Raw genomic sequence first — 12369 nt, 5'->3', positions numbered from 1 at the left:
CATCTATATTTAGCTCCACATGAAACCAAGCTAAAGTCTGAACAAAACACTTAATTTGTTCAATGTGCTAATTTTTAGGCAAAATCACTATGTAGCACGAAATTGACGGCATTCATAATGCTGAGAATTTGAAAAGTCCCCTCTAAAATAAGCCTTTAATATTGCACTTACCTTTAGCCATAAAAGTATGGCTGAGCAGCTCACATACAATATGGGAAATAAGACTTTTTAGAGAAAAATATAGACGGTAGATTGTACGCTTAATACAACAAAGCCATAGTCATTACATGGCTTTGTTGTCAGCTTAAATAAGATAAGTAATCGTTAGTTGTTCGATGACACCGCGGCAGATTCCCACTCAGTTAATAGCTGCATAATTTGGTAAGAATCTTCTGGTGTGGCACAAGGTTTTACCAAAACTTTATGACCAGCTGCAACCGCTTCACGTACTTGACGTACTTGGTAAGAAAAAGCATCGCCTTGCGCTGAAAGATTCACTTCTCGCTCAGATGTTTCATACACTTCCACACTAAGCTTATTCTCACGGGTTGGCAGCCAAGGATTAGACACCATAGTGACGCAGCCCTTGCTACCTAGCACGGTAAAGTGATGCTTTAAGCCGTGATCTTCTGCGGTATGTATGCTGGCACTCTGTTGCTCGCCAAACGTCATCAGTAGTGTCGATTCACACACATTACCATCATCACCTTTGCGACCCACAGCATTCATGGTTCGATCAGCAAACGCATTATCGCCCAGCATTGTCTTGCCGACTAAATGCAATAGAGACACAGGGTAGCAGCCAAGGTTATATAACGCCCCTTTACTTTCTGGGTTTACGAATTGAGCGATAGCAGCAATATAAGACGCTTGTACCGAGCGTAATTCTCCAATCTCGCCACTGCTTAATATATCGAGCAAAGAAGCACTCAGTGGATGATGCAAATACATCAAGCCTTCAGCAAAGAAAACGTTATGTTGCTTAACCGCTTCCAACGCAAGTGCACTTTTCTCCATATCAACAGACAGCGATTTTTCACACAAAATCGCTTTGCCTCGGGCTGCCGCTTTGATAGTAAATTCGTGATGAAGGTGATTAGGCAAAGCAATATAAACAATGTCGACCTGTTCATCTTGAAGTAATGCATCGAAATCCATATAGGTTTGAGCAACGCCATATTGCTTAGCAAACGCAGCAACATTAGTGGGAGATCGCCCAGCCACAGCATAGAGTTCACTAGCTTGATCAGCATTAATAGCATCAGCCATAACACCCGAGATAAAACTGGTCCCTAAAATACCCCATTTCATTTCGCTGGCTCCTTCAGACTAGATACGGCAGCTTGTGTCTCGAAGACTTGCACTAACTCAGCTACACCTGTTGCGATAAAAGCGTGGGTATGGGGCATAGCAAAATGCGCTTCAATTGCAGAACGATCCTCATATTGTTCCCATAAAATGATTCGCTGAGGGTTATTCTGATCATAAGTTGCAATGGCTTGTAAGCAACCATCTTCACTTTGCATCGCTAAGCAGAATTGTTCAATTGCGCTGATCACGTCAGATCGTAGTAGATCTGCATTCATTTTTAACTCTGCGGTAACAAAAATAGGTTGGCGCATTATTGTTCTCAATCTGTTGCTCGGACTAAATCAGTACTCTATGCAGTCTCTAATTTAGTCTTCGATGTAGGAGCCTTTAATGTAATTAACCTCAATCAATTGATAAACTCAGGTTTAGTTTATTGTTTATCAACCTAGAGTGTTTAATGGATAAGTTAACCAGTATGAAAGTGTTCAGCTATGTGGCCGAACAGGGTAACTTTCGCAGCGCAGCTCACCATTTTAATGTTTCACCAACCATGGTGGGAAAGCACATCAGCTTTCTAGAAGATTCGCTAAGTACATCATTGATTCACCGAACGACCCGCAAGCAGTCTTTAACCGAAGCCGGTAAACTTTATTATCAGGAATGTCGCCGGATTATCGAAGACATTACGCATGCTGAAAACCTTATTCAGACCCTCAATAATCGACCAACAGGCACAGTGAAGATCAACTGCCCTGTCACTTACGGTAAAAAAGTGATCGCTCCTATTGTGGCTGATTTTCTTGCCGCTTACCCCGATCTGAATGTTGAGCTTATGCTGGATAATAATCTCGTTGATCCTTACCGCTGCGATGCCGACGTTATTATTCGTATTGGTGAGCTGATTGATTCATCGTTAGTGGCGAGGCTTATTGGGGAGTATCGCATGGTGTATTGTGCCTCGCCTGCTTACTTAGAGAAGCACGGGCAAATAACATCAATTGATGAGTTGCAAGATCACCCTTGTTTAGGGTTTCACTATTATGAAGGTGAGAGTCAGCAGGTACTTAATTTCCCTGTCAGTAGCTTTAAGCAAACGCGTACTCGCTTAATATCGAATAACGGTGATGTCCTTAAATTAGCGGCAATGCAAGAAGTGGGAATCTTACTGCAACCCAGCATTCAAGTTGAAGACGAAATCAAACAAGGGTTACTCACCGAGTTACTGTCAGGCTATGCACCGAAACCTAAACCGATCCACCTTGTGTATCGCTCTAAGCAGTTGTCATTAAAAAATCGGACCTTGGTTGACTTCATCATCGAGCAATTACAGTAAAGCATGGCAAGGTATTTTAGCTATACAAGCACCATAGCGATACCAATGACAACCAATATGAATTATTCGTTACGAATAAACTGTGTCAGTTGAAACTTTCGTCATCACTTTGAACAAACGAAGACAATAGTATGATGCTTTGCTATCTGATTTATTATGCGTAGTCTTTTATAAGTTACGCCATTGTCCACGCATCAAGACTGCGCCAATCACTGAAAGCCCGACGCCAGTGATAAAAATAATCATATTTTTTTGTTTCGCTTGTGCAGCAACTTGCGCGGCACTGTTTACATCAAAAAATTCATGGCCACCAGCTGAAAAAAATCCGCCCATGTCACTCACAACTTGATGTTGGCCCATCATGTCACCGAGTGAAACACCGCCCCACAATAGTGACGCCATACCGATAAGTAATGAAATGAATCCCCAGCTTTTTTTGATGTCCATTTGGTAAATCCTTGAATGCAGTACCGAGTTAATGACGCTCGGTATTATTGATAATGTCCTCGATTGTTATAACGTAAAAGTGACTAAAATCTCAATGAACGGGCTCACTAAACCGTTTAAAAGCCAAGTTTAAAAAACCTTGTTTTTTAATAGTTTAGAGCAAGATCATATTTTGATTTGCCTTGATAAAATTGCACGCTGTATTAAAAAAAAGCGCCGCTCGATCAACGAGAAGCGCTTATGTACTCAGTTTGCCGCTCATTTTATGATAATGAGTAGCAAGGTAAGTCTTTTATTACTTTTGCTTTGGACGGAATGGCTTAATTACCGCATCGTCACATTCCAAGAATGGACCTTCCATCAGATCAATACAGTATGGGATAGCAGGGAAAACAGCATCCAAACATTCACGGATTGATTTAGGTTTACCCGGCAAGTTAACGATAAGGCTATCACCACGTAGACCCGCGGTTTGGCGCGATAAAATTGCTGTTGGTACAAACTTTAATGACTCTGCTCGCATTAGTTCACCAAAACCAGGCATCATGCGATCGCACACAGCTTCTGTTGCTTCAGGTGTTACGTCACGCTTAGCAGGGCCTGTACCACCCGTTGTCACAATCAGGCTACAGTTGTCTTCGTCTGCCATTTTAATCAGCGTTGCTTCAATCACATCTTGCTCATCAGGGATCACTTGATAAACCGGTTCCCACTCTGACGTGAGGTAGTCGTTTAGTGTATCGATAATCGCTTGACCTGAAATGTCTTCATACACGCCCGCGCTTGCACGATCACTTACCGTTACAATACCGATTTTTGCTTTTGTCATTTTTTATCCCTCTGGCGGTTAGCGCCATCACCTGTATTACTGTAATGCTAATATAAATAGCTCCGTTAGCTCAAGGGGTAGATTCGGTTAAGTTAGATTTAAGATGCAACTTAAAAGATCGGCTACACCTTTATTTCACATCCACTTTTCGTGTCACAGTTCCAATATACCGCTTCATCTCGACATTTTTTTCACTACCAGCTATGTCATTATAGGCGGTGCTTTCCTGCCCACTTTCGGCCTATTACTGCGAGACCCTGATGAAAATACTCCTGGTTGAAGATCACCTTGATATTGCTGGTATCATTTTCGATTATTTTGAAATCAAAGGCTTTACCTTAGATCACGCCAGTAATGGCGAGCACGGCTTAGCCTTAGCACAAGCTAACTATTACGATTTAATCATTCTCGATATCATGCTACCGAAAATGAATGGAATGGATATTTGCCACCAGCTACGTACCGAGGGCAACGACACGCCAATATTAATGCTGACCGCACTTGATACCCGCGAAGATACCCTGACGGGTTTTGCCAAGGGTGCCGATGATTACTTGGTGAAGCCTTTTGACCTTGAAATATTAGAAGCCAGAATTATAGCGCTAACCAGAAGACGACAAGGCGAAGTAAGCACTAACGTACTGATATTTGCCGATCTCTCGCTTAACTTACAAACTCACAGTGCACAGCGTGAAGATAAAAATATCGCCCTGAACCCTTCACAGTTCATCATCTTACAGTTACTCATGCAGCGCGCGCCTCAGCATGTCAGTAAGCAAGCACTGAGCCATGCCCTGTGGAAAGATGATGAACCTGAGGGCAATATTCTCCGCAGCCATATTTATCAACTACGTAACCTGATTGATAAGCCTTTTGCTTCCTCTTATATCCACACTGTGCCAAAGTTTGGTTATCAGTTACGCGATGAGGCCTGCAGTGAAAAGCATTAAATCCGCCAAACAAATTACCTTTTTCTATTTCAGCATCGTTGCTGTGATGATCATTGCCATTCACCTTTCAGTGTTTGTATCGACCGTAACGCACCTTGAAAAATTCAATGCCCGTAATCGCCTCGCAGCATCTTTTGAACAAGCCATCCCAAAACTTCACCAAGGCAATATCACTGAGATCACCATTCCACCCTACGATACGTTTTATGTCGGTGACAATAATCTCCCCTCATCGATTCACCTTCCCAATAACCTTGAATTGGGGCGAGCAACGGAAGTGTATAAACAAGGTGAAGTCTCAACCGATTTCTATATCGTGAAATATCAGCTCGACATAGGAGGCCGCTTACAAAATGTGTATGGGGTGAATATCGACCCTGTCTATGAACGCAGCGAAACTGAGATGTTTGAAGCCCATATTCAGTCGATTCTGATCTCGACCCTACTCATTCTTGCTTGTCTCTATGTGGTATTGCGGATCACCGAGCGTTTAACCTCACCGCTTAGTGGATTTGCACGTCAGTTAGAGCAACGCAGTGCCGATGATTTATCACCTTTGACACTCCCCAAAGCGGGCGTGACCCAAGAGCTCAAAGTATTGGTTGATAGCTTTAACAGCCACCAAGCACAGGTGCGAACAGTACTGGAGCGAGAGCGCGCCTTTAACCGTTTTGCCAGCCATGAACTCCGTACGCCTCTGATGGTGATCAAGGGCGGGCTATCCCTGCTAGGCCAATCAACCGAGCCAAGTTTTGTTGAAAAGCAGCGTCAACGCATGCTGACAGCCGCTAACGACATGAATGATTTTGTGACGACGCTATTAACACTGACCCGTGATGAAAATCAGGATCAAGCAATCAGTCGTCCGCTACTGCAAGTAGAGATAGAGCGAGTCATCGCAAGCCACAAAGAGCTGCTCACGAATAAGCCTGTCGTGTATCAACTCTCCGTGCAGCAACAACCTCACATCAAGGCGCCTGAAGCGGCGGTAAAAATTTTGGTGGGCAATATTATTAAAAATGCTTTCACCTATACCGAAGCTGGCAGCATAACGGTTGTACTCACCGAAAAAAGCCTCACCGTCACAGATACAGGTATTGGGCTTGGACTAAACCAAGCAACGGGCGAGCAGTCAAATACTGCGCAAGGGTATGGTTTGGGCTTACTCATCGCCAATGATATTTGTCGTAAATATGGCTGGCAATTAACCATGAAAGATCGCCAACAAACGGGAGATCCTCAGCACGGTTGTTGTGCCACCATTCGGTTTTCAAGCTAAGCCTCACCGTGATTAAAAACAGCCAGCGTAATGCTGGCTGTTTTGCATTTATCACTCTGATTGGTTGGCTTTAACGCAATAGCTTTTATTCAATGACCATCACGCAAAGCATTCGCTAGCCGTTATTTACGATGAAAGACCAAGTACAAGCATGGGATCACTATCAGCACAACAGGCAATGAAAGCAATAAGCCATACCCCAGTGTCAGTGACATCGGCCCCATGTACACATCCGTTCCGCCAATACCGTAAGCCAACGGCAATAGACCCACAACCGTTGTTAGGGTGGTCAGCAATATAGGTCGTAAACGACTCACTGCAGCATCCAAAACCGCAAGATCAGGACGCATACCTTGGAACTCACATTCGTTAGCACGATTGATCAGGACCAGTGCATTATTCACTACCACGCCTATCATGCCCAAAATACCTATCATGGCGAACAAAGAGATCGGCTGAAAATGCAACTTAAGTGCCATCAGAGCAGAGACGAATGCAAATGGGATCACTGCCATCACCAGTAAAGGTTGCACTAATGAGTTAAACAAAATAGCTAACACAAAATACACGCCGAGCATGGCGGCAGGGAAGGCCACCATTAAACCACCGAGTGTTTCATTGGTTTGTTCCGCTTCGCCCCCAGTATTGATACTCACGCCTGCGGGTAATTGATCTGCTACTGCTGTAAGTAATTCAGCCGCAATATCATCGGGCGATAAATGATCATCAGCCAACTGCGCGGTAACCAGTAATTGTCGGTCGCCATTAAAGTGTAAAATCTTACGCGGTGCCATCACAGATTCAACCTTGGCTAAACGACTCAGCGGTACTTGCTCACCTGTCGCGGTGTAAATTTTGGTATTCGCTAACATGTCGGCAGTGCGGTATTTCTCTGCCATGATCACCCGCAAATCCACTTCTTCATCCCCCAGCCAAGTGCTAGAAACTTGGTCTCCATCAAAGGCTACACGTAAGGTGGTCGCTAAATCATTCACTGTCAGCCCATACCGCGCTAACCATTCGTACTGAGGTTTAATTTGAAGTTGTGGGTCTTTCAGGGTTTCATTGGTGGCAATGTTGAACAACCCCGCTTTGCCTTCACTGCTCGGATACTCAGCTAACCATGCCATTACTTGCGCGGCGGCTTGCTCTCGCGCATCGTGGTCATTACTGATCACCCGAATTTCAACAGGCTCACCCGGTGGTGGCCCACCAGCATCTATGGTCAATTTAACCAAAGACAAGGACTCAATATCGCTAAGATCGCGATTAAGCTGCTCAACAATACTGTCTAATGAACGATCACGATTTTCAAAGGCACTGAAATTAATACGACCAGTACTCACAGGGCTGGCGTAAGTCATTTCATAGCTCACAAGCTCATCTTGAGGTAAAGCTTTTAAAGCGGCTTCAAACTCAGCATGCGCAGCCCTTACTGCTTCTATTGGCAGACCCGGTTTCACTTCGGTATACACTTCAACATATTTTGCTGATTGGCTGGGGAAGAAATCGATCCGCATTGTACTCACGGCCACCATGGAGAATGCCAGTAATAACAATGATGCCATGACTACGGTTTTCTTCCACTGTAAGCACTGTTGCAATAATGCCTGGTAGTACGCTTTAGGTTGATCAAAAAAGTGCGCTTTAACGTCTTGCTGTAACGCCAGTCGGTTCTCTTTTTGTAACGAGGAAGCCAAGTGCGCAGGTAAGGTCACCGTACATTCCGCAAAAGAGAATGATAGAGCTAGCAACACGGTGGCAGGAATAACAGCAATCGCCATTCCGAGTGTACCCGGCAAAAAGAACATAGGGATGAATACCAAAGCGGTCGTAAGCAAATTGGCCATAATCGGCTTCATCACTTTTGCCGTTCCCTGCACCGCCGCGTCAATTGCACTGTGCCCTGCTTCGCGTTCCTGATAAATGCTTTCAGCCACAATCACTGAATCATCAACAATAATACCTATCACCAACAGCAATGCCGCCAGCGTGATGCTGTCTAGGTCTTGACCGACCACAGGCAACACAGCAATAACGCCAAACACACAAACAGGAATAGAGACCGCAACCCAAAACGCGACCTGACGTTTAAGTAGTAAGCTCAGCACCAGTAAAACCAGTATTAAGCCCACTCCGCCATTGACTGCCACTATGCTAAATTTTTCACTCATGTCGTCAGCGACATTCAACGATAATGGGTAATCATATTGGTGGTTTAATCGCGTGGCTTCAGCATCCAATAGTTGGCGAACCGCATCAACGGTGCCTTTAATATCAGCAGAAGCGCCTTTGGTCACATTAAACAAAATACCAAACTGGCTATTAATAGTGGCAATCTCAGTGCCTTTTTCAAAGGTATCTATCACTGTTGCAATATCACTGAGGCGGACAATACCACCGCCTGAAAGCACCTTCACCACCAGCTGTTCAAGCTCTGACACACTGTGAACTTGGGTTAAGGCAACTAACCGCTGTTCGTTAGTCCATGATTCAACAATACCGCCTGATAACGACAAGTTACGGTTATTTACCGCACTCATTACGTCATCTACCGTCAGTTGATAACGACGTACTTTATTAGGGTCGACTTCAATCCAGAATTCGCGTTCACGAAAACCCGATAAGGTGACCGCGCCGACACCCGCAATATTGCGGACACGCTTTTCTAAACCGCGCACATATTCACGTAATTCACCGTAGTTATCTCCCCCTGTAACCCCGAAACGTAACACTTCAAAAGAAGCAGTGCTTTCTTGCACCACAATCGGCGGATTGGGGATGTCTTTGGGCAAGTCGCTGACTCTATCGACCGCTTGTTGAATTTCGCGGACCGCTTTATTGAGATCAGTACTTTCGTCCAACTCCAAACGAATAGACGAGGTACCATTACTGGAGGTCGATTCAAACTTGCGGATCCCTTGTACAGATCGCAATTCTTTCTCGAGTTTATTGGTGGTATTTAATTCAATATCTTGTGCCGAAGCCCCTGGGTATTGGGTATCAATTTGTACTTCAGGGAAGGCGATATCAGGTAGTTCTTGCAGCCTTATTTGGCTCATAATGCCAAGCCCTACCGCTAACACCATCAAAGTGATAATACGGGCTAAAAAATGCCTCTCGGCAAAAAATCGCAGTAAGTTAGTCATGCGTTATCCCTTACTTAGCTGATTTTTCAGTAGAAACAGGAACAACCGCCAGCTCAGTACTGCCATACACCGACATACCCGGTTTAAACAAACGCTGAGGGTTAGGGATATCAATTTCAATCGGGTACGCCATGGCTTCACTGTCTAGCTCTACCCCAATCCGGGCAATCTTGCCGATGACTTGGCGGTCTTGTACCGACTCAGACCAAACTCGCATCGACTGACCCACTTGAAGTTCGCTTAATTCATGTTCACTGGCATATAAACGAACAATCAGACGATCAATAGACGCAAGGCGATACAAGGCGGTGCCTTCATCAACCCACGACCCGACATCCACCAGCTGCTGGGTGACATACCCCGTAATCGGACTTTGGATCGCTGTACGCGCTAGCGATAATTGCGCCTGCTCAACACTGATTTTTGCCAGCAAGGCGGTCGCTTTTGCGGCTTGAAAATCTGCGTGGGCCAAATCAAGTTCGTTCTGAGAGAGGCTGTTTTTTTTAATCAGTGTTTGGTAACGCTGATAGAGGGCTTTTTTCAATTCAAGATCAGCCTGAGCCAAAGCTAAGTTGGCTTGCTGCTTACTTAAATCGAGTTGGAAATCTTGCTGGTGAATACGTACTAATACCGCTTGGCGCGTCACGGGGTCGCCCGATTCTGCACGTAAATCTTCAATCACACCGGGCACTTGGGCGACAAGGTTAACGTGTTCTTTGGCTTGAAATTGTCCGATCAGTTCAAGGGCGAGGCTGGGTGTAGTGGTCAATAATGTCACGCTGGCAACCGCCAACGCGAAGAGAGTCTGCTTAGGCATCACTGTATTCCTCTTATAGGTATAGCAATACAGTAAGCCGCAGTATGTAGAATTAATGTCGAAGTACTATACAAAGATCGTCATAGTACTGTCTGGGTTATTTTGGTTTATGCAGACCATAGACCGCATGATCAAGGATGCGGCCACTCACCACTTCTTTATTGGTGATCACGCCCTCAAGGTTCATGCTTAAACGCTCACACACGCCTCGGCTCGAATAGTTATCTTTCGCCGCTGAAATCTGCACTTTCTCTACTTTCAGGTGATTAAAGGCAATATCGATCATCGCCTGACAGCAACGCGTCATGATGCCACGGCCTTGATAACGCGCATCGAGCCAATAACCTATTTCGACCATTTTCAATTCAGGCTTTATAGTATTAAAAGCAATATTACCGACTAAAACCCCTTGATATTCAATTGCACATACCATGCTTTTACCATTGGCGTAATCCAGCAAGGAGTTTTTCACAAAGGCTTTGAAATCATCTTCAGTTTTAACATAAGGTGCCCATGCCATCCATTGCGATAAATAATCTCGGTTAGCTTCTACTACGGTGGCATATTTCATTGCTAGAGCAGGATGAACCAATACCAGTTCTAACTCGTCATCCACTTTTTTTGTAAACATTCACTGCTCCTACTCATTTATTTATGTAATCGAACGCTTAGCCGCGAACTTGTGCCAATTTCAGGTAAGCATGCAAAGAATCATCTCTATATTCAACTGCGGAGTGAATATTAGCGGCACGATTTGCGTATATGCTGTATCGATAGACATGTTGAGCAGTATGCAGTTCTACATGAATGACGCCATCATCTAAACACCACACACCTTTCGCCTGTTCACGACGAAATAGAGTAAATTCATCTAATGTTCCGTTGGGGTGAAGTTGCAGTTCTGTCACATGGCCGGCTGAACATGTTTTTATCCAGTGACGACACTCGGTATCGGCTATAGAAAAATCACGTTTACTTTCTAACCACAGATGAAAGTCAGCCATTTCGCTACTATTCATGGCTGGCAGTTGGTCAACATCAAGCAAACGGACACGTTCCGATTCACGATAAAAAAGCTGCAGCAGCTGACGTTGTTTATGGCTCGACATCCCTTTCTCCTATACGTCACAGTCTCTATTTAATGCGCAAGAGGTATTTTATAAGCAGCGCGGTAAGGAGCACTTGATAATCCATCACGCTATGCTGAGAAATATCATAGTAATAGGGAAAAATGAAAGCTGCATTATTCAATGTTCAGAAAGTACAGGGAGATCAAAAAAAGTGGGGATGTGACAAGGGTTTACACGAGGAATAACAAGAAAAGGGAAATTACCTCCGAGTATCATGGCTGTATCTTCGCAATGAAAAACGAAAAAGCACAATACAAGGAGGAAATATGCCCATCACACTGTGACGGTATTAACGACGCTTTGGCTGCTGGTAAGTACGACCCGCCGCTTGGTAAGTGTCTTTTTGCTTCATTTCAAACATTGCGTAGAAGAACCAAGCAACGAAAACCATAACGTCATCATCTTCGTTCATGACCCACTCTGCGTATTCTTGCTCTTCACCGTCGTCATTCGCTTCAGTGAATACGTGGTAAATACGCTTCTCGCCTTCAATTTCAGCAAGGCTAAATTGGCCAGTAAGAGAAACAGCTGCGTCAGCGACTTCTTGATCTTCAACCGCTTTTAGCGCTTCTAATACTTGTGGTAAGTTTTCTTTTTGGCTTAATTCTTTTACTAGCTCGACAAAATGATCTTGTTGCATTGTTTAATAACCTTTTTAACTGATGCGGCTATTTTATACTTAAACCGTCATAACATGCGATCAAATAAACACGGTGCCCATGGCTTCACACGATCAAATGCGCCACTCATCGTTAAACGAGTGGCGTTAACTGTCACAACCGAGCGGAATAAATTCCTATATAGTTAATTATTTACGTAATTTTTCAATTACTTCGGTCGCACGTTCAAGCATTACCACTAGCTTGTCTGAGTCTGTATTTGTTGACCAATCTTGCAAGAATGTAACCGTTATACCGGTCTCTAAATCACTAAATGTCGACTGACCAAATGAGCCGTGAGAATAGATGATCTTCTTACCTTTGATGTAGTACGATTGCATGTCATACGATACGTCTCCCCCTGCTGAAAGAAACTCCCCTGCACCAGTAATGCCGTTCACTTAAGGTGAGCGGCTTTCTTATTTTTGGCATATCGTTGAGGTCTTGGTTTTACCGTTCTTGGGA

At 44.3% G+C, this 12369-nt stretch carries 13 protein-coding genes; 3 read left to right on the top strand and 10 right to left on the bottom strand.

What is annotated here, in order from left to right:
• Window positions 1-324: 324 nt before the first annotated feature.
• Together ASV53_RS18410 and ASV53_RS18405 are read right to left on the bottom strand one after the other, a co-directional pair.
• Complete coding sequence (locus tag ASV53_RS18410; protein WP_094958166.1) at window positions 325-1311, bottom strand: Gfo/Idh/MocA family protein; 987 nt, start codon at window positions 1309-1311, stop codon at window positions 325-327.
• On the bottom strand, window positions 1308-1622 hold the full coding sequence (locus ASV53_RS18405) for a putative quinol monooxygenase (protein ID WP_094958165.1): 315 nt from the start codon (window positions 1620-1622) through the stop codon (window positions 1308-1310). The genes ASV53_RS18410 and ASV53_RS18405 overlap by 4 nt, the downstream gene beginning before the upstream one ends.
• 146 nt (window positions 1623-1768) lie before the next feature.
• Here ASV53_RS18405 and ASV53_RS18400 point away from each other — a divergent pair, with 146 nt between their 5' ends.
• The gene (locus tag ASV53_RS18400) at window positions 1769-2644 is read left to right on the top strand and encodes a LysR family transcriptional regulator (RefSeq protein WP_094958164.1); all 876 of its coding nucleotides are present in this window, start codon (window positions 1769-1771) and stop codon (window positions 2642-2644) included.
• 168 nt (window positions 2645-2812) lie between these two features.
• Here the strand turns inward: ASV53_RS18400 and ASV53_RS18395 are convergent, their stop codons facing one another.
• Window positions 2813-3091, bottom strand: a complete 279-nt coding sequence (locus tag ASV53_RS18395; protein WP_094958163.1) for a hypothetical protein — start codon at window positions 3089-3091, stop codon at window positions 2813-2815.
• 295 nt (window positions 3092-3386) lie between these two features.
• Window positions 3387-3920, bottom strand: a complete 534-nt coding sequence (gene mog, locus ASV53_RS18390) for a molybdopterin adenylyltransferase (RefSeq protein ID WP_094958162.1) — start codon at window positions 3918-3920, stop codon at window positions 3387-3389.
• Between the two features lie 260 nt (window positions 3921-4180).
• Here mog and ASV53_RS18385 point away from each other — a divergent pair, with 260 nt between their 5' ends.
• Together ASV53_RS18385 and ASV53_RS18380 are read left to right on the top strand one after the other, a co-directional pair.
• Window positions 4181-4870, top strand: coding sequence for a response regulator transcription factor (locus tag ASV53_RS18385; RefSeq protein WP_094958161.1), 690 nt, complete (start codon window positions 4181-4183; stop codon window positions 4868-4870).
• Window positions 4857-6149 carry a sensor histidine kinase gene (locus ASV53_RS18380; RefSeq protein ID WP_239928849.1) on the top strand — a complete coding sequence of 431 codons (1293 nt, stop codon included), beginning with the start codon at window positions 4857-4859 and terminating at the stop codon, window positions 6147-6149. Before ASV53_RS18385 ends, ASV53_RS18380 begins: the two co-directional genes overlap by 14 nt.
• 122 nt (window positions 6150-6271) lie before the next feature.
• Here ASV53_RS18380 and ASV53_RS18375 read toward each other — a convergent pair whose 3' ends face one another.
• The 6 genes from ASV53_RS18375 to ASV53_RS18350 all read right to left on the bottom strand — a co-directional run bounded on the left by ASV53_RS18375 (window position 6272) and on the right by ASV53_RS18350 (window position 12305).
• Window positions 6272-9298 (bottom strand): efflux RND transporter permease subunit, encoded by a 3027-nt coding sequence (locus tag ASV53_RS18375; RefSeq protein WP_094958159.1) that lies wholly within the window; start codon window positions 9296-9298, stop codon window positions 6272-6274.
• A 10-nt stretch (window positions 9299-9308) separates the two neighbouring features.
• Window positions 9309-10115 (bottom strand): efflux RND transporter periplasmic adaptor subunit, encoded by an 807-nt coding sequence (locus ASV53_RS18370; protein WP_094958158.1) that lies wholly within the window; start codon window positions 10113-10115, stop codon window positions 9309-9311.
• A gap of 97 nt (window positions 10116-10212) precedes the next feature.
• Window positions 10213-10746, bottom strand: a complete 534-nt coding sequence (locus ASV53_RS18365; RefSeq protein ID WP_094958157.1) for a GNAT family N-acetyltransferase — start codon at window positions 10744-10746, stop codon at window positions 10213-10215.
• A 37-nt stretch (window positions 10747-10783) separates the two neighbouring features.
• Window positions 10784-11224 carry a hypothetical protein gene (locus ASV53_RS18360; protein ID WP_062692045.1) on the bottom strand — a complete coding sequence of 147 codons (441 nt, stop codon included), beginning with the start codon at window positions 11222-11224 and terminating at the stop codon, window positions 10784-10786.
• 310 nt (window positions 11225-11534) lie between these two features.
• The gene (locus ASV53_RS18355; RefSeq protein WP_062692047.1) at window positions 11535-11885 is read right to left on the bottom strand and encodes a hypothetical protein; all 351 of its coding nucleotides are present in this window, start codon (window positions 11883-11885) and stop codon (window positions 11535-11537) included.
• A 168-nt stretch (window positions 11886-12053) separates the two neighbouring features.
• Window positions 12054-12305: a hypothetical protein gene (locus ASV53_RS18350; RefSeq protein WP_141226273.1), complete on the bottom strand. Its 252-nt coding sequence runs from the start codon at window positions 12303-12305 to the stop codon at window positions 12054-12056.
• Between the last annotated feature and the right edge of the window lie 64 nt (window positions 12306-12369).

The organism is Photobacterium sanguinicancri (genome assembly GCF_002265265.1).
Lineage (GTDB): Bacteria > Pseudomonadota > Gammaproteobacteria > Enterobacterales > Vibrionaceae > Photobacterium > Photobacterium sanguinicancri.
The sequence above is the reverse complement of the archived record's forward strand: the minus strand, read 5'-3'. Positions and strand labels throughout refer to the sequence as shown.